This is a genomic window from Bradyrhizobium sp. I1.14.4, assembly GCF_050435825.1.
GTDB lineage: Bacteria > Pseudomonadota > Alphaproteobacteria > Rhizobiales > Xanthobacteraceae > Bradyrhizobium.
In genome coordinates this window covers 74,359-95,132 of the sequence record NZ_JBNDLA010000011.1, presented here as the reverse complement: position 1 = coordinate 95,132, position 20,774 = coordinate 74,359, and the positions used below count along the sequence as shown (strand labels likewise).

The window sequence follows — 20,774 nt, the reverse complement described above, 5'->3', positions numbered from 1 at the left end:
TCACGCATCCTGCGGCGCGGCTGCGGCAACGACCCGCCGCCGCATCGGCAGAAACAGTCCCGCGACCGCGCCGGCGAACGACAGCGTCGCCGCAAGGCTCATCGCCGAAGCGAATCCGCTGCTGAAATGTCCGGATGAATCGGCCGCGCCATTGGCGGAAAAGCTCGCGACCAGCGCCGCGATGCCGAACATCCCGCCGAGGAAGCGGCCCATGTTGAAGACGCCTGACGCCTTGCCCATCTCGCTGACGGCGACCGCGCTCAGCACCGCGTTCTGTGCGGCCGGCATCGCCATCGAGACGCCGACGCCGGCGAGCATCAGCGGCGTGACCAGGGCGGAATAGGGCACTGTGGGGCTCACGATCTCGCTGATCCAGCCGAGCCCGATCGCCTGCATCAGGAGACCGGTGACCACAAGCGTGCGCTCGCCGAACCGGTTGACCACGGCGCCGGCGATCGGTGCCGTGACGAACAGCGTCGCCGTCCACGGCAGCAAACGCAGTCCGGCGCCGAAGGCGTCGAAGCCGAGCGCGATCTGCAGGAACTGCGGCAGCAGGAACAGCACGCCGTACATCGCGGCATAGAACAGCACGCTCGCAGCCATGCCCGAGGCGAACGGTCGTGTCGCGAACAGCCGCATCGGCACCATCGGGCTTGTCGTCCGCAGCTCCGACAGCGCGAACGTCACGGCCAGCGCGGCGCCGGCGATCAGCGCGCCCGTCACTTCCGCGCTGGCCCATCCGACGCTGTTGCCGCGCAGCAGGCCCCAGACCAGCGTCAGTGCCGCGAGCGCGACCAGCGCCAATCCGGGGATGTCGAGCGGGGCGCTCGGCCCGAAGCTCTCGCGCAGGCGCGCCAGCACGAGCGCAATCGCGACCAGGCCGATCGGCAAGTTGATCCAGAAAATCCAGCGCCAGCCGAGATGCTCGGTGATGAAGCCGCCGATCGCGGGGCCGATGATCAGCGCGCATCCGGTGATGCCGCTGAAAATGCCGAGCGCGCGGGCCCGCTCCTCGCGACCGAATGCGCCGCTCAGGATCGCCATCGCCAGCGGCATCACCAGCGCCGCACCTGCGCCTTGCAGGGCGCGGGCGGCGATCAATGAAGCGGCATCGCCGGCCAGCGCGCAGGCCGCGGATGCCACGACGAACAGGCCAATCCCGGCCGCGAACATCCTGCGCCGCCCAAAACGGTCGCCGAGTGCCGCGCCGGTCAAGAGCAGCACCGCGAAAGTCAAATTGAACGCGTTGACGGTCCATTGCAGCGTTTCCACCCGGCTGCCGAAATCGGCGCGGATGGTCGCGAAAGCCGTGGTCATGATCATGGCGTCCAGCGCCATCATGAAGGATGCCAGCGCGGTGAGGCCGAGCACCCAGCGCTGCTCGTTGCGCTGCTGAGGGGTCTGCATGGTCGTTCTCCGTTGGCGTGCCGCAAGGTCGTGGCGCGCTCGTCGACAAGACGATCCGGGATGGGCAAAGGATGCGGCAAAGAACTATTTTTGAATTATTTTTGCCGGACCGCATCCTTTCGCCGCCGGCAAACGTCCTTGGATGTGACGCGGCCGGTTCAGGCCGCCGAACCAGGCCAAGGAGGCTGCGATGAGACGGACCCTGATCAGGTACAAGGCAAAGCCGGAGATGGCGGACAAGAATGCCGCGCTGGTTTCGGCTGTGTTCGCCGAGCTGAAGGCGGCAAACCCGGATGGCGTGCGCTATCTGACCTTGCGGCTCGAGGACGATACCTTCATCCATATGGTCGAAGCCGCAGCCGAAGACGGCTCGAGCCCGATCCCGAAGCTCGTCGCGTTCCAGGCCTTCCAGGACGGCATCCGCGATCGTTGCGCCGAGCCGCCGCTGGTTCGCAGTGCTGTGATTGTCGGCAATTATCGTATGCTGGATGAGCCGTGAACCGACGGGCCTTGAACCGATCTGGCGGAGCCATCATGACGTCACAACCCCAAGCGCCGGCTGCGACCGAGGTCGACACGCTTTTGGCGGCGATGCGGCCAAGGCTGCATCGCTACTGCGCCCGCATGGTCGGATCTGTCATCGACGGCGAGGATGTGCTGCAGGACGCGCTGATCAAGGCGATGGAAGGCTTCGCCTCCGCAGCCCCGATCCAGAACCCGGAAGCCTGGCTGTTCCGGATCGCGCACAACACCGCGCTCGATTTCCTCAGGCGGCGCAACCGCCAGGAAGCGCTTCACGCGCCGGAGGAGGTGGACATGATGGCCGAAGAGCTCGATGACGTCGGCCGCCGCGAGATCGCTGCAAGCAGCCTGCGCACCTTCATGCGCCTGCCGGTGGCGCAGCGCGCCAGCGTGATTCTGATGGATGTGCTCGGCTGCTCCTTGCAGGAGGTCTGCGGCATCATGGACTTCAGCCTGCCCGCGGTGAAGGCCGCGCTGCACCGTGGACGCACGCAGCTGCGTGAATTCGCCAGCGAGCCGGATGATGCGCCGCGACCCGGTCTGTCGCACGCGGATCGCAACAGGCTGAATGCCTATGTCAGCCGCTTCAACGCCCACGACTTCGACGCCATCCGCGCCATGATCGCCGATGACATCAGGCTCGAGCTCGTGAACCGCACACTGCTGAACGGCAAGGCCGAGGTGTCGCACTACTTCGGCAATTATTCGAAGATCAACGACTGGCACCTGGTGACCGGACAGGTCGAGGGACGTCCCGCGATCCTGGTGTTCGATCCGAACGCTCTGGATGCGCCGCCGCGATCCTTCATGCTGCTCGACTGGACCGCCGACAAGGTCGCGACGATCAGGGACTTCCGCCACGCGCCCTATGCGATCGATGGCGCCGAATGGGCGGTGGATGGGGGTTAGCGGTTCGCCGACGAGCTGCTGTGGGGCAGTGATCGCGCCACAAACTCCGCGTCGTCCCGGACAAGCGAAGCGCGATCCGGGACCCATAACCACCAATGGAAATTGGTGTGCGATGCTGGGGCTACAGCTCGCTTCGACAACGCAAAGCCGTGGTTATGGGCCCCTGCTTTCCAGGGACGACGGTGGAGAGAGCGCTGCTAGCGCGTCTTTCCGCCGAACTCGCCGTTGGCAATGCGCGCGACGCGGCTGCCTGCGGCTGCCGGGGTACCGCTTCTGTGAAGGAAGCCGTCGCCGCTGCCATCGCTCGGCAGCGGCGGCGGTTCTTCGACATGACCGCCGCCCGGCCAGAACATCAGGACGATGTTCAACGCGGCATTGGCGAGCGCACCGACCACGGTTCCGGTGTGCTGGTAGGTCAGCGCATATTCGGGAAATCGTCCGGCAATGGCCTTGTCGAGCACGATGAGGGCGATCCATGCCGCCATCACACAGACCGGATCCCATCCGATGTCACGCACCCGCATCGATTGCAGCATGAAGCAGATGACGAGCATGCCATAGAAGGAAATCATCAACGCGGGGCTGTTCGACGCCTGCGCCAGCAGCACATCCATCCGGCCGCTCGATGGCACGTTGCCCGTGATCCCGTAGACCAGCATCGCAAAACCGAGGCCCACCACGAAGGTGCAGAAGAAGAAGGCCAGCCGGCCGATCCGGGCGTTCAGGCCGAAGATGTAGTTCAACATGTGACCCGTCCCTTCGGGTTCAGCGTCGCCCGGCGATGCTTTCCAGACCGTGAAATGCGCAAAGCCGCGCCGCCGAGTGGTTTCCGGGTGCTTTACGGGATCGTTAAAGCCTGCTGCAGTGCGGGCGCGGTTCTTTCGAACGGGGGGCAGGCCTGCGACAATGGTTGCCTACGCAACCGGCATTATATTTCTTGCCTTGCTCGGTTTAGACGAATTATGATGCAAGGTGCTGGGGTATGCGCCGAAGGTTCTAACTGAGTGCCGTCGGTTCATGCTTGCTGCAGACTTGTGATATCGCGCACAAAATACGTCACAGAACGACGCGCGCAAAGCGTGACCCCCGGCCTTCGTGATCGGGCCTGGCGGGATCTTTGGTTGAGGAGGGGAGTGAATATGAAAAAGGCATTTTGGCTGGCAGGCGCCATGAGTTCAGGGCTGGCTCTGGCGCTGGCGCAGCCCGTGATAGCGGCTGACAGCGTCAAGATCGGCTTTGTCTCGACCTTCAGCGGTCCGACCGCCGTGATCGGCAATGACATGCGCAATTCCTTCGAGCTCGCGCTCGACCATCTCGGCCGCAAGATCGACGGCAAGCCGGTCGAGGTGATCTACGAGGACGACCAGCAGAAGCCCGACGTCGGCAAGCAGAAGACCGAGAAGCTGGTGCAGTCCGACAAGGTCGACTTCATCGTCGGCTACATCTGGTCGAACGTGCTGCTGGCGTCGCTGAAGACCGCGGTCGATTCGAAGACCTTCCTGATCTCGGCCAATGCCGGTCCGTCGCAGCTCGCCGGCGAACTGTGCTCGCCTTACGTGTTCTCGACCTCCTGGCAGAACGACCAGACCCCGCAGGCGGTCGGCACCTACATGAACCAGAAGGGCGTCAAGTCGGTGTTCCTGATCGGCCCGAATTACGCCGCCGGCAAGGACATGCTCGCGGGCGTCAAGAGCACCTTCAAGGGCGAGGTGGTCGGCGAGGAATACACGGTGTGGCCGAGCCAGCTCGACTTTTCCGCCGAGCTGACCAAGGCGCGCAACTCCAAGGCCGAGTCGATCTTCGTGTTCTATCCGGGTGCTGCCGGCGTCCAGTTCCTGAACCAGTATGCCCAGGCCGGCATCAAGCAGCAGATCCCGCTCTACACCGCCTTCACCATCGACGAGTTGTCGCTGCCGTTGCAGAAGGACAATGCGCTCGGCGTTCCCGGCGCGCAGCAGTGGGTCAACGATCTGCCCAACGAGGAGAACAAGAAGTTCGTCGCCGACTACCGGAAGAAGTATCCGGGCCTGCGACCGACCTTCTACGGCGCGCAGTCCTACGACGCTGCCAACCTCATCAACAGCGCCGTGGTCGCGGTGAAGGGTGACCTGACGAAGAAAGACGCGATGAAGGCCGAGATGGAGAAGGTGAACTTTAAATCGGTGCGCGGCTCGTTCAAGTATGGCAACAACCACATCCCGATCCAGAACTTCTATCTGCAGGACGTGGTCAAGGACGGCGACGGCCAGCTTTCGCTGAAGACGGTCGCGACCATCGTCAAGGACGACCAGGACCGCTTCCACGACAAGTGCGCGATGAAATAACTCTTAGGGCAATCCTGGCCCGTGCCTTGCTTCTTTTTCGCCTCGCCCCGCCCTTGCGGGGAGAGCGTAGGCCGCCTCCGGCGGCCGTTCTTGAGGAAGAACGCCGAAGCGAGGCTTCGGCTATGTGCGAAGCGATCGGGTGAGGGGACTCTCCACGAATCCGGTCTGCGGAGCAGCCCCTCACCCCGACCCTCTCTCCGCAAGAGCGGGGCGAGGGAGAACACGCAAAGTGCAATGCGGCGGCGCATCCGCGCTGCCGCTGTTTCATTTGAAGGTGACGTAGCCTCACGATGTATCTCGTCGTCGAACAACTGCTGAACGGCCTGCAATTCGGCCTGCTGCTGTTCCTGCTGGCGGCTGGACTGACGCTGGTGTTCGGCATCATGGATTTCGTCAATCTGGCGCACGGCTCGCTCTACATGATGGGCGCCTATTTCGCGGCGACCTTCGTGGCCTGGACCGGCAGTTTTGTTCTTGGCGCGCTGCTGGCGCTGGGGGCGACGCTCTTGCTCGGCATCGTGCTGGAATATGTCGCGCTCCGGCATCTCTATGGCCGCGACCATCTCGATCAGGTGCTGGCGACGTTCGGCCTGATCCTGTTCTTCAACGACGCCGTCCGACTGATCTGGGGCCCGGCCGGCCTCGCGCTGCCGCTGCCGGCCTGGCTCACCGTGCCGGTGCAGATCATTCCCGGCGTGTACTATCCGGCCTACCGGCTGATGATCATCGTGGTCGCGCTGGCGGTCGCCGCGCTGCTCTATCTCGTGGTGATGCGCACCCGAATCGGCATGCTGATCCGCGCCGGCGCCTCGAACCGCGAGATGATCGGGGCGCTGGGCATCAACATCAAGCTGCTGTTCACCCTGGTGTTCGGCCTTGGCGCCGCGCTCGCCGGCCTCGCCGGGTTGATGCAGGCGCCGATCCTCACCGTGCAGATCGGCATGGGCGAGAACATCCTGATCCTGGCCTTCGTGATCATCGTGATCGGCGGCATCGGCTCGATCCGCGGCGCCTTCATGGCGGCGATCTTCGTCGGCATCATCGACACGATGGGCCGCGCCTTCCTGCCCGACCTGCTGCGCAAGGTCTTGAGCGGGGCGGCGGCCTCGACCGCGGCGCCGGCGCTGTCCTCGATGCTGATCTATCTCTTGATGGCCATCATTCTTGTGCTGCGGCCCGAGGGGCTGTTCCCGGCGGCCAAACGATGATGCCCAAGCTCAACGCCTCCAATGCGGTCGCGGCGCTGGTTTGCGCCGCCTTACTCCTGTTGCCGGTCTATTCGGCGGTGACCGGCAACATCTTCATCCTCACGCTGTTCACCCGCATCGCGATCTTTGCGCTGGCCGCCGCGAGCCTCAATCTGATCATGGGCTATGGCGGCATGATGAGCTTTGGCCATGCCGCCTATCTCGGCATCGGCGGCTATGCCGTCGGCATCCTGGCCGCCGAGGGTATCGGTTCCGGCTTCATCCAGTGGCCGGTGGCGCTCGCGGTCTCGTCGCTGTTTGCGCTGTTGATCGGCGCGCTCTCGCTGCGGACCCGCGGCGTCTATTTCATCATGATCACGCTGGCCTTTGCGCAGATGGCCTATTACGTCGTCTCCGCGCTGTCGCGCTACGGCGGCGACGATGGGCTCACCGTCTACAAGCGCAGCGATTTTGCCGGCCTGATCAATCTGTCGGACCGCAACCAGTTCTACTACCTCTGCCTTGCCTGCCTGTTCGGCGGCCTTTATCTGATCTGGCGCATCGTCAATTCGCGCTTTGGCCTCGTGGTGCAGGGCGTCCGCTCCAACGAGCAGCGCATGCAGGCGATCGGCTTCCATGCCAACCGCTACCGCCTGGTCTGTTTCGTGATATCCGGCACGATCTGCGGCCTGGCCGGCGCGCTGCTCGCCAACAACACCGACTTCGTCAGCCCGGCGGTGATGTACTGGACCCGCTCCGGCGATCTCATGGTGATGGTGATCCTGGGCGGCATGGGTTCGCTGTTCGGCCCCGTGATCGGCGCGATCGTCTATCTCCTGCTCGAGGAGCTGCTGTCGCAGTTCACCGAATATTCGGGGCTGATTCTGGGCCCGGTGCTGCTCCTGATCGTGCTGTTCGCGCGCGGCGGCATCATGGGCCTGCTCGGGAGGATGCGCCGTGTCTGATTCCTTGGCCGAACCCTTGCTCCGTGTCGACAATCTGGTCCGTCGCTTCGGCGGCATCACCGCGACCGACAACCTGTCGATGGAGGTGGTGCCGGGGGAGCTGCACGCCATCATCGGCCCCAACGGCGCCGGCAAGACCACGCTGATCAGCCAGCTCACCGGGCAGGTGATGCCGAATTCCGGCACAATCCGGTTTGCGGGTCGCGACGTCACGAGCTTGCCGTCCTACAAGCGCAGCCGGCTCGGGCTGGCGCGCTCGTTCCAGATCACCTCGCTGCTGAAGGATTTTTCGGCGATCGACAACGTCGCGCTCGCGGCGCAGGCGCATGACGGCCACTCCTTCCGCTTCTGGGGCAATGCGCGCAAGGAGAAGCATCTGCGCGACACCGCGCGCGCGGCGCTGGAGCGCGTCGGCCTCGGCAAGCGTGCCGATGTCGTGGTGTCACAATTGAGCCATGGCGAGCAGCGCGAGCTCGAGCTCGCGGTCGCGCTCGCCACCAAGCCGCAGCTCCTGTTGCTGGACGAGCCGATGGCCGGGCTCGGCGTCACCGAATCCGCGCGGATGGTCGCGCTGCTGAAGGAGCTGCGCAAGGAAGTGACCATCGTGCTGGTCGAGCACGACATGGAGGCGGTGTTCGCGCTCGCCGACCGCATCACGGTCTTGGTCTATGGCCGCGTCATCGCCTGCGACGTGCCGGATGCGATCCGCAGGCACGACGAGGTCAAGCGCGCCTATCTCGGCGAGCAGCACGCGGTGACACACCATGGCTGAATCAATATCCGCTGATACCCTGCTTGAAGTCGACGCGATCGAGACCTGCTATGGGCTGAGCCAGGTGCTGTTCGGCCTGTCTTTGCAGATCAAGTCGGGCGAGATGGTCGCGCTGATGGGCCGCAACGGCATGGGCAAGACCACGACCATCCGCTCGATCATGGGCCTGACGCCGGCCCGCGCCGGCGCGATCCGCTTCGCCGGCGAGGCGGTACGCGGCCTGCCGTCCTACAAGATCGCAAAGCTCGGCATCGGCCTCGTGCCGGAAGGACGCCAGATCTTTCCGAATCTGACGGTGCGCGAAAATCTCGTCGCCGCATCAGGCAATCGCCTCGGCGCATCGGATCCGTGGACGATCGACAAGATCCATGCGCTGTTTCCGCGGCTCGCCGAGCGCACGAGTAACATGGGCGTCACTCTGTCCGGCGGTGAGCAGCAGATGCTTGCGATCGGCCGCGCGCTGATGACCAACCCGAAGCTCCTCATCCTCGACGAGGCGACCGAAGGCCTCGCGCCGTTGATCCGCGACGAGATCTGGAGCTGCCTGTCGATGTTGAAGGGGCGCGGGCAGTCGGTGCTGGTCATCGACAAGAATGTCGGAAACCTCGCCCGCATTGCCGACTGCCACTACATCATCGAACGCGGCCGCACGGTATGGAGCGGCACCAGCGAGCAGTTGATCGCCGAACCGGATCTGCAGCACAAGTATCTCGGGATTTGAGATCGGATCGCCGCGCCAATTCCAGCTCCGTCACCCTGAGGAGCCTGCGCAGCAGGCGTCTCGAAGGGTCGTCGGCCACCAGCCGGGCCGTGCATCCTTCGAGGCTCGCAAGTGCTCGCACCTCAGGATGACGGGTCGGGCGGTTGGGCCGCTGCGACCGAAGTCAAAACATCTCGAAATATTCGCGGTGCTCCCAGTCCGACACTTCGGCCTGGAAACGTTCGATCTCGGCGTTCTTGATGAACACGTAGTAGTCGACGAACTCAGGCCCCAGCGCCTGACGGAAGAACGGATCGTCGTTGAGCGCGAACACCGCTTCGCGCAGTGACTTTGGCAACAGCGCAGCCTTGGTCTCGTAGGGCGTGTCGGCGGAAGGGCCGGGATCGAGCTTGCGGTCGACGCCGTCGAGGCCGGAAAGGATCTGCGAAGCCATATAGAGATAGGGATTGGCGGCCGGCTCGCCGATCCGGTTCTCCAGCCGTGTCGCGGGATCGCCTGCGCCGCCGAGCACGCGGATCATCACGCCGCGGTTGTCGCGGCCCCAGATCGCGCGGTCCGGCGCCAGCGAATAGGAACGGTAGCGCTTGTAGCCGTTGATGGTCGGCGTCGTGAACACGGTCGAGGCACGTGCGTGCTCGATCAGGCCGGCGAGCCAGGCGCGGCCGAGCGGGCTCAGCGGCTCACCGGTCTCCTTGGCCATGAAGACGTTCTCGCCATTGGCGCGCGACACCAGCGATTGATGCAGGTGCCAGCCGCTTGCAAAAATGTTCGGCAGTTTCGGCCGGCACATGAAGGTGGCGTGATAGCCGTGGCGGCGCGCGATCTGCTTCACGGCGGAGCGGAACAGCACCATGGTGTCGGCCGGCGCAAGCCCGGTGGTCGGCGCGAAGGTGAATTCGCACTGGCTCGGGCCGAACTCGACCTCGACCGTGCGCAAGGGCAGGTCGAGCGCGATGATGTCGCGGCGGATGATCTCGAGCGCCGGCTCCATCAGATCGTAGCGCTGCTCGGTGAGATACTGATAGCCGTGCGACAGCAGGCTGACCGACGGCGGCCGGCTGGGCTGGCCGGCGTCCTCGGGCGCCATGTGGGCATCGTCGAGCTTGAACAGGTGGAATTCGACCTCGAGGCCGGCGACAAAATCGTAGCCGCGGCCTGCGAGCTGATCGAGCGCCTTGCGATAGAGGTTGCGGGTCGCGAACGGCACCGGCCGTCCGTCGCTGAAATAGAGGTCGCAGAGCAGCCAGCCGGTGTTCTGCGCCCAGGGCAGCACGCGGAAAGTGGTGGGGTCGGCGACCATCACGGCGTCGGCCGCGCCCTCCATCTCCTTCATTCCGAAGCCGCCGCCTGCGGTGAACACCGGAAACACCGAGCGGTGCGCGGTATCCTTGGCAAGCAGGCTCGTTGTCATCGAGCAGCCGCTTTCGAGCGAAGCAACCGCTTCGCTCGCGATCAGCGTCTTGCCGCGCAGGATGCCGTGCTGGTCTGGAAACGCCAGCCTGACGACCTCGAGCTTGCGCTCCTCGACGATGCGGGAGAGGCGGCCTGCCGCGTCCTTCTGCTCAGCCGACCACAGGCCGTGGCGTTCGACAAAGCTCACCGCGTCACTCCTTTGTCTCATGAGCCGTCATTGCGAGCCGCCCGGTCGGCGCGAAGCGCCGCCGGATGACAGGCTCCGCGAAGCTCCTCGCAATGACGGCGAATTCACGCGTGTTGAACACATCACTCGGCCGCCGTCAGATGAGGCACCTTGCCGGCGATTTCCGACGGCACCGGTGCCGCCCAGGGCGCGCCGCGACGCCGCTTCACGTCGACTTCCATCCAGTAGATTTCCCAGCCTTGCGTCGGCCCGATGCCGTCCATGGTCGCCGGACCCTGGATCGCGCGCGCATGCGCCTCGTCCAGGAACAGCATCGGCTTCTCGCCGCCGGTGACCTTCTCGATCTCCTGCCGCAGTAGCCGGCGATACTGCACGATCGCCTTGTCGCTCTGCCCGAGATGTTCCCGGGTGCGGTCCTGGATCGCTCCCATGGATTCCACCGCCCACTGGTCGTGCACATTGATGTCGACGCCCATGCCGGTATAGGTCGAAGTCGCCTGCTCGTGCGGATCGAAGCCGTAGTCGTTGGTCTTGTTCTTGCGCGACTTGTAGTCGGGCAGCTCGTAGAGCTCGAGCCGTTGCTCGCGCATCTTCTTCTTGTCCACCGGCGTCGTGTAGCTGGTGAAGATTGCGTACCAGTAGCAGTTCTCGTTATCGACCGGTACATGCCACTGAGTGATCGTCATCTCCGTCGACATCGGGAGGACGAAGCCGTGCGGGAAGAGCTGGTTGGTCACCCGCACATGGGTGCGCTCCGCGTCGATCTGGCGCAACGTGATCAGGCGGAGACCGTATTCGGTGTGCTCCACATTGATGATGGGACGATCGAATTCGCGCATGATCCTGGTCATCGGCATGTCGGTGCCGGCGGAGGCGCCACGGAACTGTTTGCCGTAGGCGGTCGAGGTATCCTCGTCCTCGAAGAAGCGATGCAGGAAGGAGGCGTGCGACGGGTCGATGCCGACCTCGAGCGCCTGCAGCCAGTTGCAGCCCCAATGGCCCTTGAATGCAAAAGTATGGCTGTCGGGCGCAACGAACGCGTCGAGCTCCGGAAACGCCGGCGGCTCGCCTTCGCCGAGCCAGGCCCAGAGGATGCCGGCCTTCTCCACCACCGGATAGGCGCGCTGCCTGATGCCCTTGCAGAGCTGCGATCCAGCAGGCTCAGCCGGTGTCTCGATGCATTGGCCGCTCGTGTCGAACAGCCAGCCGTGGAAGGCGCAGCGCAGCCCGCCATTCTCGAGCCGGCCGAAGGCGAGGTCGGCGCCGCGATGGGCGCAGTGGCGATCGATCAGGCCGTAGCGACCGTCCTCGCCGCGGAACAGCACCAGGTTTTCGCCGAGCAGTTTTACCGGCCGCACCGGGCGCGGCCCTTCCAACTCGTCGACCAGCGCCGCCGGCTGCCAGTACATCCGCATCAGCTTTCCGCAGGGGTCGTTGCGCCCGGTGCGGGTGATCAGATCGTTCGCTTCCTGGCTCATCATGGCGGCGTCTCCTGAATTTGGATTTGTTCGCCTATTGAACGGATGTGCGAATTATGCCATGTCTCGTTCGGACAGCAAGCGCAATTTTTGACCCGTTCAAAGCCCAGCCCATGCCCAAGCTGAAGCGGACCGACCAGGACGAGCGCGCGACGGATTTCGTCGAGGCGCTCGATCGCGGTCTGCGCCTGCTGCAGGTGTTCGGCACTGTCACCGGCCCGGCGACCTTGAGCGATCTGGCGCGTGCCGCCGACCTGCCGCGCGCCACCGCGCGCCGCATCCTGTTCACGCTCGCGCATGGCGGTTTTGTCAGCACCGACGGCAAGCTGTTTACATTGACCCCGCATGTGCTGACGCTGGCGGGCTCCTTCCTGCAATCCAACCAGGTCGTGACGGTGCTGCAACCGGTGCTCGATCGCATCGCGACCGCAGCCCAGGAGATCGCGTCGCTGGCGCTGCTCGACGGCGACGACGTCGTGTTCGTCGCGCGCTCGAGCCCGACGCGGGTGTTCTCCGCCGGTCTCGATATCGGCTACCGGCTGCCGGCGTTCTGCACGTCAGTTGGTCGCGCCATGCTCGGCCGGCTCGGCGATGCCGAACTCGCGGCGCGGCTGAAGGCGATGCGTCGCGATCCGGTGACGCCGCAGACCACGACCGATCCGAAGCGGCTGCTCGCCACCATCATCGCCGATCGCGCGCAGGGCTACTCACTGGTCGATCGCGAGGCCGAACCACATTTCCGCTCGATCTCGGTGCCGGTGCGCCGCTATGACGGCACCATCGTCGCCGCGATCAACATGGGCGCGCATGTCGATCGCGTGCCGGCCAAGGAACTGATCGACCGTTTCCTGCCGCTGCTGCGCGACGGCGCTGATGATGTGAAGAGCCGGTTGTTGTAGGGCGGCTACAGCGCCACGCTGCGCAGCCCGAAGCTGCGCGCCTCGTTCTGCAATACCGGCCGCACTGAATCGATCAGCCGCGCGGCGGCGGCATCGACTGAAAGCCCGGCGGTGTCGACCACCGCAGATGCCCGCGCATAGAGCGGCTCGCGGCTGACCAAAATGTTGCGCAGTTCCGCCATCGCCGAGCGGTCGTCGGCCATCGGACGCAGATCGCCCTGGCGGCGGACGCGGGCCATGTGCTCTTCCGGCTCGGCCTTCAGCCAGATCGTGTAGAACGACGACAGGATCAGGTCGAAGGTCAGCGCCTCGGAGACGATGCCGCCGCCGGTCGCCAGCACCATCAATTCCTTCCGCGCCAGCAGCTGCGTCAGCGCGGCCTGCTCCAGGCGGCGAAAGCCTTCCTGGCCGTATAGCGCGATGATCTCGGCGACCGACAGGCCGTTCTGCGCCTCGATCTCCTTGTTGAGCTCGACGAAGCTCCAGCCGATCTTCTTCGCCAGCATCCGGCCGAGCGTGGTCTTGCCGGCGCCGCGCAGGCCGATCAGGGCGATACCGGAGAACGAGGCGCGGCGCGGTGCCAACGGGCTGCTGCCGGCGAGGATGTCCTTGGCCTGCGCGATTTGGTTCGGCGACGCCTTGCGCAAGAGATCGCGGATCACGGCCCAGTCGGGAACCGGCTCGCTCGACGGGATCAGGTCTTCGAGATGGGCGCCGATCGCGCCTGCGACACGGCGCAGCAGCACGATCGACACATTGCCTTTGCCGCTTTCGAGCTGGGCGATGTAGCGTTCGGAAATGCCGGAAACCTTGGCGAGCACCTTGCGCGACATGCCGGCCAGACCGCGTGTCGTGCGCACACGCCGGCCGAGCTGTTCGAGGAAGTCGGTTTCCGGATCGTTGGCTGAGGTCATGATCCCTGTGCGACGCGCGGGTGCTGTTCTGACTGGAATCAGACCCAAAGGTCTAGGAAACATAATGCCGAGAAGGATTGACAGCAAGCCAATGCGGTGGCTTTGTATGAATTATACTTCTTAAATCTTGACGGGAGAGGGCAGGCGCGAAGCGCCTCGTCCTGAGGAGCCAGGGCATGACCACCAACGCAGTGTCTTACAATGCGGTGTCCTGGCTGCTCGACCGCAATGTCGATGAGGGCCGCGGCAACAAGGTGGTGTTCGACGACACGGTGTCGCAAATCACCTATGGCCAGTTGCAGCAGCAGACCCGTCGGGTTGGCAACATGCTGCGCCGGCTCGGCGTTCGACGCGAAGAGCGGGTCGCCATGATCATGCTGGATACGGTTGATTTCCCGGTCGTGTTCCTGGGCGCGATCCGTGCCGGCGTGGTACCGGTGCCGCTGAACACGCTGCTCACCGCGGAGCAGTACGCCTACATCCTCTGCGACTGCCGCGCGCGCGTGCTGTTCGTGTCCGAGGCGCTGCTGCCGGTCGTGAAGGACATCATCGCGCGCATGCCCGACCTCGAGCATGTCGTGGTCTCCGGCAAGGACGCGCCCGGCCACATGAAGCTGTCGGACGAGATCGCGCGCGAGAGCGACGTGTTCGCAACCGCGCCGACGCATGCCGACGAGCCGGCGTTCTGGCTCTATTCGTCGGGCTCGACCGGCATGCCGAAGGGCGTGCGCCACCTGCACTCCAATCTCGCGGCGACGGCGGAGACCTATGCCAGGCAAGTGCTCGGGATCCGCGAGGATGATGTCGGCCTGTCGGCTGCAAAACTGTTCTTCGCCTATGGGCTCGGCAATGCGCTGACCTTCCCGATGTCGGTCGGCGCCACCACGGTGCTCAATTCGGAGCGTCCGACCCCGGCGGTGATGTTCGCGCTGATGAACAAGTATCATCCGAGCATCTTCTTCGGTGTGCCGACCTTGTTCGCGGCGATGCTGAACGACGAGGCGATGAAGGCGCAGCGGTGCGGTGACCGGCTGCGGGTCTGCACCTCCGCCGGCGAGGCGCTGCCGGAATCGGTCGGCAATGCCTGGAAGGCGCGGTTCGGCGTCGACATTCTCGACGGCGTCGGCTCAACCGAGCTGCTGCACATCTTTCTGTCCAATGCGCCGGGCGACATCAAATACGGCTCGTCCGGCCGCCCGGTGCCCGGCTACAAGGTGCGGCTGGTTAACGAGCTAGGGGTCGAGGTCGCTGACGGAGAGGTCGGCGAGCTTTTGGTCGATGCGCCTTCGGCCGGCGAGAGCTACTGGAATCAGCGCGCCAAGAGCCGCGCCACCTTCGAGGGTGCCTGGACCCGGACCGGCGACAAATACATTCGCGACAGCGACGGGCGCTATACTTTCTGCGGCCGTGCCGACGACATGTTCAAGGTCTCCGGCATCTGGGTCTCGCCGTTCGAGGTCGAGAGCGCGTTGATCACCCATCCCGCGGTGCTGGAAGCGGCGGTCGTGCCGGAGGCCGATCCGGAAGGGCTGTTGAAGCCGAAGGCCTATGTGGTGCTGCGGCCCGAAAGCTCGATCGCCGGCCTGCACGAGGCGCTGAAGGAGCACGTCAAGCAGAAGATCGGCCCATGGAAATATCCGCGCTGGATCGATGTGGTCGACAATCTGCCGAAGACGGCGACCGGGAAGATCCAGCGCTTCAAGCTGCGCGAACACTAGCCGTCATGGCCGGGCTTGACCCGGCCATCCACGTCTTGCTTTGCGGACTCAAAGACGTGGATGCCCGGCACAAGGCCGGACATGACGAGAGCGGAAGAGCTTCACATGACCCTCGCACCAACAGGCTTTCTCACCATCGACGGCGCCGATCTCGAATACCGGATGATCGGTCCGTCACCCGAGACGGCACCTACTATCGTGATGCTGCATGAAGGCCTTGGCTGCGTCGGGCTGTGGGGCGATTTCCCCGAGAAGCTGCAGGCGGCGACCGGCGCCGGCGTGTTCGCCTATTCGCGCGCGGGCTATGGCGCGTCGTCGCCGGTGAAGCTGCCGCGCCCGGTCGACTACATGCATCGCGAAGCGTTTGAGGTGCTGCCGAAGCTGCTCGATCGAATCGGCCTCCGCCGCGGCCTCCTGGCCGGCCATTCCGACGGCGCGTCGATCGCGGCGATCTATGCCGGCTCGCATCAGGATCATCGCCTGCACGGCCTTGCGCTGATCGCGCCGCACTTCATCGTCGAGGACATCTCAGTCAAGTCGATCGCCGAGATCAAGACCGCGTATGAGACCACCAATCTGAAGGAGAAGCTCGCGCGCTGGCACAAGGATGTCGACAACGCCTTTCATGGCTGGAACGACGCCTGGCTCGATCCAAAATTCCGCGACTGGGATATCTCCGAATATCTCGCCTATATCCGCGTGCCCGTGCTGATCGTGCAGGGCGCGGACGATCAATACGGCACGATGCGCCAGGTCGAGATCGCCCAGGACGAGTGCTACTGCCCGGTCGATGTCGCTGATATCGCAGGCGCCGGACACTCGCCGCATCGCGAGGCGCCCGCGGTGACACTCGAGGCGGTCACCGAATTCGCCAGGGCGGCCCTGCGCGACGACTCGGCACTGGCGGCCTGACGGCACTGACGGCCTGACATTTGGTGCCGGTGCTAGGTCATTGGCCGTACGAACGAATTCTTCGAACATGTAACAAAATGCATGTTTTTGCGTTTTGAACTAGACCAGATCGAAAACATGCATTATTGTGCATGAAGACCTCGACAACGAACCTTCAAACGAACAACAGGTAAGGGTGGCCCATGGCTGGTGACGATCGCGTCCTTGCAGGCGGGGCGAAGTACATCGACTTCCAGACCGACCCGTCGCGCTACCGGCACTGGAAGCTCGACGTTGCGGGCGATGTCGCGACGCTGACCATGGATGTCGACGAGAACGCCGGTCTGTTCGAGGGCTACCAGCTCAAGCTCAATTCCTACGACCTCGGCGTCGACATCGAGCTCGCCGATGCCGTGCAGCGGCTCCGCTTCGAACATCCGCAAGTGAAGGTCGTGGTGATGCGCTCGGGCAAGAACCGCGTGTTCTGCGCCGGCGCCAACATCCGCATGCTGGCGGGCTCGACCCACGCCCACAAGGTCAACTTCTGCAAGTTCACCAACGAGACCCGCAACGGCCTGGAGGATTCCAGCGAGAATTCCGGCCAGAGCTTCATCACCGTCGTCAACGGCACCGCGGCCGGCGGCGGCTACGAGCTGGCGCTGGCGACCGACCACATCATGATGGCCGATGACGGCGCCGCCGCCGTCGCGCTGCCGGAGGTGCCGCTGCTCGCGGTGCTGCCCGGCACCGGCGGCCTGACCCGCGTCGTCGACAAGCGCAAGGTGCGCCGCGACCATGCCGATTTCTTCTGCACCATCGAGGAGGGCATCAAGGGCAAGCGCGCCGTGCAGTGGCGGCTGGTCGACGAGATCGCACCGAACTCCAAACTCGAAGGCAAGCTTGCCGAGCGCGTCAAGGAATTCGCCGCCAGGTCGAAGCGCAACGGTGAGGGCCGCGGCATCGCGCTGGCGCCGCTGACGCGCACCATCGACGACAGCGCCATCCGCTACGGCTTTGTCAGCGTCGACATCGATCGCGCGGCGCGCATCGCCACCATCTCGATCAAGGCGCCGGAGGCCACCGCGCCTGCCGACATCGACAGCATGATCGCGCAGGGCGCCGCGTTCTGGCCGCTGCAGGTCGCCCGTGAGCTCGACGATGCGATCCTGCATCTGCGCATCAACGAGCTCGAGATCGCGATGCTGGTGTTCAAGAGCCATGGCGACCGCGCCAACGTGGTGTCCTACGACGCGTTCATGGAGGCCGACAAGGCGCACTGGCTGGTCAACGAGGTCAGGCATTACTGGAAGCGCGTGCTCAAGCGCATCGACGTCACCTCGCGCACGCTGGTGACGCTGGTCGAGCCCGGCTCCTGCTTCGTCGGCACCCTGGCCGAGCTCGTGTTCGCTGCCGACCGCTCCTACATGCTGATCGGCCAGAAGCAGGGCGACAACCGCCCGCCGCCGGCGATCGAGCTGACGGCGATGAATTTCGGGCCGTATCCGATGAGCCACGGCCTGACCCGGCTGCAATCGCGCTTCCAGGCCGACCCGTCTGATCTCGAGCGCGCGCAAGGCTCGATCGGCAAGGCGCTCGATGCGGAGGAGGCCGAGGAGCTCGGCCTCGTCACCTTCGCGCTCGACGACATCGACTGGGACGACGAGGTCCGCGTGTTCTTCGAGGAGCGCACCTCGTTCTCGCCCGACGGTCTCACCGGCATGGAAGCCAATCTGCGCTTCGCCGGCCCCGAGACCATGGAATCGAAGATCTTCTCGCGCCTCACCGCGTGGCAGAACTGGATCTTCCAGCGGCCCAACGCGGTCGGTGAAGACGGCGCGCTGCGCCGCTACGGCACCGGCCAGAAGGCGCAATTCGACATGACGCGAGTTTAAGGGAGCACGGCCATGAACATCATGAACGTCGATTACTCGACCAAGATTCCGAACAACGTGAATCTCGCCGAAGACCGCCAGGTGCTGAAAGCACTGGAGGGCTGGCACCCCGGCTACATGGATTGGTGGGGCGACATGGGTCCGGAAGGGTTCCAGGAATCGTTGGTCTATCTACGCACCGCCTATTCGGTCGATCCGCGCGGCTGGGCCAAGTTCGATTACGTGCGCATGCCCGAATATCGTTGGGGCATTCTCCTTGCTCCACAGGAGGAAAACCGCGTCATTCCGTTCGGCGAGGACTTTGGCAAGCCGGCCTGGCAGGAAGTCCCGGGCGAGCATCGCGCGATGCTGCGCCGCCTGATCGTGATCCAGGGCGATACCGAGCCGGCTTCCGTCGAGCAGCAGCGCCATCTCGGCAAGACCGCGCCCTCGCTCTACGACATGCGCAATCTGTTCCAGGTCAATGTCGAGGAAGGCCGCCATCTCTGGGCGATGGTCTACCTCTTGCAGAAGTATTTCGGCCGCGACGGCCGCGAGGAAGCGGATGATTTGCTTCGCCGCCGCTCGGGCGACGCGGACTCACCGCGCATGCTCGGGGCCTTCAACGAGGCGACGCCGGACTGGCTGTCGTTCTTCATGTTCACCTACTTCACCGACCGCGACGGCAAGATGCAGCTGCACTCGCTGGCGCAGTCGGGCTTCGATCCGCTGTCGCGCACCTGCCGCTTCATGCTGACCGAGGAAGCCCACCACATGTTCGTCGGCGAGACCGGCATCACCCGCGTCGTGCAGCGCACCTGCGATGCGATGACGGAAGCCGGCATCACCGATCCGAACGACATCGCCAGGGTCCGCGCGCTCGGCGTCATCGACCTGCCGACCATCCAGAAGAAGCTCAACCTGCACTATTCGCTGTCGCTCGACCTGTTCGGCTCCGAAGTGTCGACCAATGCGGCCAATGCCTTCAACGCCGGCATCAAGGGCCGCTACAAGGAAACCACGATCGAGGACGATCACCAACTCAAGAGCTCGACCTATCCGGTCATGAAGATGGTGGACGGCCAGATCAAGATGGTCGACGAGCCGGCGCTGACCGCGCTCAATATGCGGCTGCGCGACGACTACACGCAGGATTGCGTCAAAGGCATGCTGCGCTGGAACAAGGTGATCTCGACATCAGGCATCGACTACAAGCTCGCGGTGCCGAGCACGGCCTTCCATCGCCAGATCGGCGAGTTCAAGGACGTCCATGCGACGCCCGATGGCCTGCTGATCGACGACGCTACCTGGGCCAAGCGCAAGAACGACTGGCTGCCGTCGACCGCGGATGGCGACTTCATCGCCTCGCTGATGAAGCCGGTGACCGAGCCCGGCGAGTTCGCCTCCTGGATCTCGCCGCCCAAGGTCGGCATCGACAACAAGCCCGGCGATTTCGAATATGTGAGGATCGAATCGTAAGGTCGTGCAGGGCATGACGGTAAGCCAGCGTCTGCTGGCTTGACAAGCGCGATGGGGTGGCGCGGAGATTCACGCCAATCCAACACACGTGCCGCGATGACGGCTTGGGCCAGTCATCGCGGTTTGGAAACGCGGGCGATACCATCATGGGTGAAGAGATTTTTCCGGGGCCGGCGCTACGTCCGCTCGAACTCCGGCTCGGCGCGCAGACGATCACAGGCTTCGAGAGCGAGGGCACCGGCCGCGACATCCTGCTCGTCCACGGCAATTCGTCGTCATCCCGGATCTGGCAGAAGCAGCTCCAAGGGCCGCTTGGCGCCAAATACCGGCTGATCGCGATCGACCTTCCCGGTCATGGCGGCTCATCGCCTGCGCCCGATCCGGAGCATGGTTATTCCGGCGCAGGCTATGCCGGCTGCATTGCCGCCGCCGCACATGAACTCGGCCTGAAGGACGCGGTGGTGGTGGGCTGGAGCCTCGGCGGACACGCCGTGCTCAACGCAGCCCCGTCATTGCCGATGGCCGCCGGGCTGATGATTTTCGGTACGCCGCCGATCGGCAAGACGCCGGACGGATTTTCCGGCTTCAAGGGACTGTCGGCCACCACCTTCACGCCGGCGCCTGGTGATGCCGAGATCGCGGAGTGGCTGAAAACAGCCTTCGCGCCCGGCTATGCGCCGCTGCCAGCGTTCGTCGACACCGATTTTCGCCGCACCGACGGCAATGCGCGCGGGTATCTCGGCGCCAGCGTACAGGCCGGCCGCTTTGCGGACGAGGTCGAGATCGTGCGCGACCTGAGGATTCCGCTTGCGATCGTGCACGGCAGCGAGGAGCAGATGGTCGATCTCGGCTATCTGCAACGGCTGTCGGCGCCGACATTATGGCGCGGCCAGGTTCATGTGATCGACGGCGCCGGCCACGCCACGCAATGGGAACGAGCCGAAGCGTTCGACCGTTTCGTCGACGCGTTCGCGTCGAGCCTATGAAGCGGGCGAACAAGGCACGGCCGCTCGCTGTTCGCCACTCACTACCGGCTTTGGCGAGCCGTCGCCGATCTGCTGAGGGTTTCTCTCCTTTGGGAGAGACCGGAGAGGGGTGAGCCGAAAAGGTCCCAGGC

At 64.6% G+C, this 20,774-nt stretch carries 18 protein-coding genes; 13 read left to right on the top strand and 5 right to left on the bottom strand.

The annotated features are described in order from the left end of the window. The gene (locus ABIB78_RS22555) at nt 1–1,407 is read right to left on the bottom strand and encodes an MFS transporter (RefSeq protein WP_429028742.1); all 1,407 of its coding nucleotides are present in this window, start codon (nt 1,405–1,407) and stop codon (nt 1–3) included. 190 nt (nt 1,408–1,597) lie between these two features. Between ABIB78_RS22555 and ABIB78_RS22550 the strand changes: the two genes are divergently transcribed. Together ABIB78_RS22550 and ABIB78_RS22545 are read left to right on the top strand one after the other, a co-directional pair. Further along, complete coding sequence (locus ABIB78_RS22550; RefSeq protein ID WP_429028740.1) at nt 1,598–1,906, top strand: hypothetical protein; 309 nt, start codon at nt 1,598–1,600, stop codon at nt 1,904–1,906. A 35-nt stretch (nt 1,907–1,941) separates the two neighbouring features. Continuing rightward, on the top strand, nt 1,942–2,838 hold the full coding sequence (locus ABIB78_RS22545; RefSeq protein WP_429028737.1) for a sigma-70 family RNA polymerase sigma factor: 897 nt from the start codon (nt 1,942–1,944) through the stop codon (nt 2,836–2,838). A 197-nt stretch (nt 2,839–3,035) separates the two neighbouring features. On the opposite strand, the gene ABIB78_RS22540 is transcribed toward ABIB78_RS22545, so the two are convergent. Further along, nucleotides 3,036–3,584 (bottom strand): DUF805 domain-containing protein, encoded by a 549-nt coding sequence (locus ABIB78_RS22540; RefSeq protein ID WP_429028734.1) that lies wholly within the window; start codon nt 3,582–3,584, stop codon nt 3,036–3,038. 393 nt (nt 3,585–3,977) lie between these two features. On the opposite strand from ABIB78_RS22540, the gene ABIB78_RS22535 reads away from it, so the two are divergent. From ABIB78_RS22535 to ABIB78_RS22515, 5 genes are all read left to right on the top strand, one after another. Next, nucleotides 3,978–5,162, top strand: coding sequence for an ABC transporter substrate-binding protein (locus tag ABIB78_RS22535; RefSeq protein WP_429028731.1), 1,185 nt, complete (start codon nt 3,978–3,980; stop codon nt 5,160–5,162). Between the two features lie 290 nt (nt 5,163–5,452). Beyond that, a complete protein-coding gene (locus ABIB78_RS22530; RefSeq protein ID WP_429028730.1) occupies nt 5,453–6,370 on the top strand; it encodes a branched-chain amino acid ABC transporter permease in 918 nt (305 codons plus the stop codon). Continuing rightward, nucleotides 6,367–7,314: a branched-chain amino acid ABC transporter permease gene (locus ABIB78_RS22525; RefSeq protein ID WP_429028727.1), complete on the top strand. Its 948-nt coding sequence runs from the start codon at nt 6,367–6,369 to the stop codon at nt 7,312–7,314. The genes ABIB78_RS22530 and ABIB78_RS22525 overlap by 4 nt, the downstream gene beginning before the upstream one ends. A 4-nt stretch (nt 7,315–7,318) precedes the next feature. Then, entirely contained in the window at nt 7,319–8,086 is a 768-nt protein-coding gene (locus tag ABIB78_RS22520; RefSeq protein ID WP_429028913.1) for an ABC transporter ATP-binding protein, read from the top strand. Beyond that, nucleotides 8,079–8,807 carry an ABC transporter ATP-binding protein gene (locus ABIB78_RS22515; protein ID WP_429028724.1) on the top strand — a complete coding sequence of 243 codons (729 nt, stop codon included), beginning with the start codon at nt 8,079–8,081 and terminating at the stop codon, nt 8,805–8,807. The genes ABIB78_RS22520 and ABIB78_RS22515 overlap by 8 nt, the downstream gene beginning before the upstream one ends. Before the next feature lie 163 nt (nt 8,808–8,970). Here ABIB78_RS22515 and ABIB78_RS22510 read toward each other — a convergent pair whose 3' ends face one another. Together ABIB78_RS22510 and ABIB78_RS22505 are read right to left on the bottom strand one after the other, a co-directional pair. Beyond that, a complete protein-coding gene (locus tag ABIB78_RS22510; RefSeq protein ID WP_429028721.1) occupies nt 8,971–10,407 on the bottom strand; it encodes a glutamine synthetase family protein in 1,437 nt (478 codons plus the stop codon). 122 nt (nt 10,408–10,529) lie between these two features. Then, nucleotides 10,530–11,888 (bottom strand): Rieske 2Fe-2S domain-containing protein, encoded by a 1,359-nt coding sequence (locus ABIB78_RS22505; protein ID WP_429028718.1) that lies wholly within the window; start codon nt 11,886–11,888, stop codon nt 10,530–10,532. A 110-nt stretch (nt 11,889–11,998) separates the two neighbouring features. Here ABIB78_RS22505 and ABIB78_RS22500 point away from each other — a divergent pair, with 110 nt between their 5' ends. Then, entirely contained in the window at nt 11,999–12,784 is a 786-nt protein-coding gene (locus ABIB78_RS22500) for an IclR family transcriptional regulator domain-containing protein (RefSeq protein ID WP_429028715.1), read from the top strand. Nucleotides 12,785–12,789: 5 nt separating this feature from the next. Here ABIB78_RS22500 and ABIB78_RS22495 read toward each other — a convergent pair whose 3' ends face one another. After that, nucleotides 12,790–13,761, bottom strand: a complete 972-nt coding sequence (locus ABIB78_RS22495; protein WP_429028712.1) for a helix-turn-helix transcriptional regulator — start codon at nt 13,759–13,761, stop codon at nt 12,790–12,792. A 113-nt stretch (nt 13,762–13,874) separates the two neighbouring features. Here ABIB78_RS22495 and ABIB78_RS22490 point away from each other — a divergent pair, with 113 nt between their 5' ends. The 5 genes from ABIB78_RS22490 (at nt 13,875) to ABIB78_RS22470 (ending at nt 20,643) form a co-directional block, all read left to right on the top strand. Further along, nucleotides 13,875–15,416, top strand: coding sequence for a benzoate-CoA ligase family protein (locus tag ABIB78_RS22490; protein ID WP_429028711.1), 1,542 nt, complete (start codon nt 13,875–13,877; stop codon nt 15,414–15,416). 105 nt (nt 15,417–15,521) lie between these two features. After that, complete coding sequence (locus ABIB78_RS22485; protein ID WP_429028709.1) at nt 15,522–16,328, top strand: alpha/beta fold hydrolase; 807 nt, start codon at nt 15,522–15,524, stop codon at nt 16,326–16,328. Between the two features lie 182 nt (nt 16,329–16,510). Continuing rightward, the gene (gene boxC / locus ABIB78_RS22480; RefSeq protein WP_429028707.1) at nt 16,511–18,199 is read left to right on the top strand and encodes a 2,3-epoxybenzoyl-CoA dihydrolase; all 1,689 of its coding nucleotides are present in this window, start codon (nt 16,511–16,513) and stop codon (nt 18,197–18,199) included. A 21-nt stretch (nt 18,200–18,220) separates the two neighbouring features. Then, nucleotides 18,221–19,657 (top strand): benzoyl-CoA 2,3-epoxidase subunit BoxB, encoded by a 1,437-nt coding sequence (gene boxB / locus ABIB78_RS22475; protein ID WP_429028912.1) that lies wholly within the window; start codon nt 18,221–18,223, stop codon nt 19,655–19,657. Between the two features lie 146 nt (nt 19,658–19,803). Beyond that, the gene (locus ABIB78_RS22470; protein ID WP_429028704.1) at nt 19,804–20,643 is read left to right on the top strand and encodes an alpha/beta fold hydrolase; all 840 of its coding nucleotides are present in this window, start codon (nt 19,804–19,806) and stop codon (nt 20,641–20,643) included. Nucleotides 20,644–20,774 lie beyond the last annotated feature (131 nt).

Excerpts from the sequence above, each read along its gene's own strand:
- ABIB78_RS22555 (WP_429028742.1), bottom strand. The coding sequence starts at position 1,407 with ATGCAGACCCCTCAGCAGCGCAACGAGCAGCGCTGGGTGCTCGGCCTC.
- ABIB78_RS22550 (WP_429028740.1), top strand. The coding sequence starts at position 1,598 with ATGAGACGGACCCTGATCAGGTACAAGGCAAAGCCGGAGATGGCGGAC.
- ABIB78_RS22545 (WP_429028737.1), top strand. The coding sequence starts at position 1,942 with ATGACGTCACAACCCCAAGCGCCGGCTGCGACCGAGGTCGACACGCTT.
- ABIB78_RS22540 (WP_429028734.1), bottom strand. The coding sequence starts at position 3,584 with ATGTTGAACTACATCTTCGGCCTGAACGCCCGGATCGGCCGGCTGGCC.
- ABIB78_RS22535 (WP_429028731.1), top strand. The coding sequence starts at position 3,978 with ATGAAAAAGGCATTTTGGCTGGCAGGCGCCATGAGTTCAGGGCTGGCT.
- ABIB78_RS22530 (WP_429028730.1), top strand. The coding sequence starts at position 5,453 with ATGTATCTCGTCGTCGAACAACTGCTGAACGGCCTGCAATTCGGCCTG.
- ABIB78_RS22525 (WP_429028727.1), top strand. The coding sequence starts at position 6,367 with ATGATGCCCAAGCTCAACGCCTCCAATGCGGTCGCGGCGCTGGTTTGC.
- ABIB78_RS22515 (WP_429028724.1), top strand. The coding sequence starts at position 8,079 with ATGGCTGAATCAATATCCGCTGATACCCTGCTTGAAGTCGACGCGATC.
- ABIB78_RS22505 (WP_429028718.1), bottom strand. The coding sequence starts at position 11,888 with ATGATGAGCCAGGAAGCGAACGATCTGATCACCCGCACCGGGCGCAAC.
- ABIB78_RS22500 (WP_429028715.1), top strand. The coding sequence starts at position 11,999 with ATGCCCAAGCTGAAGCGGACCGACCAGGACGAGCGCGCGACGGATTTC.
- ABIB78_RS22495 (WP_429028712.1), bottom strand. The coding sequence starts at position 13,761 with ATGTTTCCTAGACCTTTGGGTCTGATTCCAGTCAGAACAGCACCCGCG.
- ABIB78_RS22490 (WP_429028711.1), top strand. The coding sequence starts at position 13,875 with ATGACCACCAACGCAGTGTCTTACAATGCGGTGTCCTGGCTGCTCGAC.
- ABIB78_RS22485 (WP_429028709.1), top strand. The coding sequence starts at position 15,522 with ATGACCCTCGCACCAACAGGCTTTCTCACCATCGACGGCGCCGATCTC.
- boxC (WP_429028707.1), top strand. The coding sequence starts at position 16,511 with ATGGCTGGTGACGATCGCGTCCTTGCAGGCGGGGCGAAGTACATCGAC.
- boxB (WP_429028912.1), top strand. The coding sequence starts at position 18,221 with ATGAACGTCGATTACTCGACCAAGATTCCGAACAACGTGAATCTCGCC.
- ABIB78_RS22470 (WP_429028704.1), top strand. The coding sequence starts at position 19,804 with ATGGGTGAAGAGATTTTTCCGGGGCCGGCGCTACGTCCGCTCGAACTC.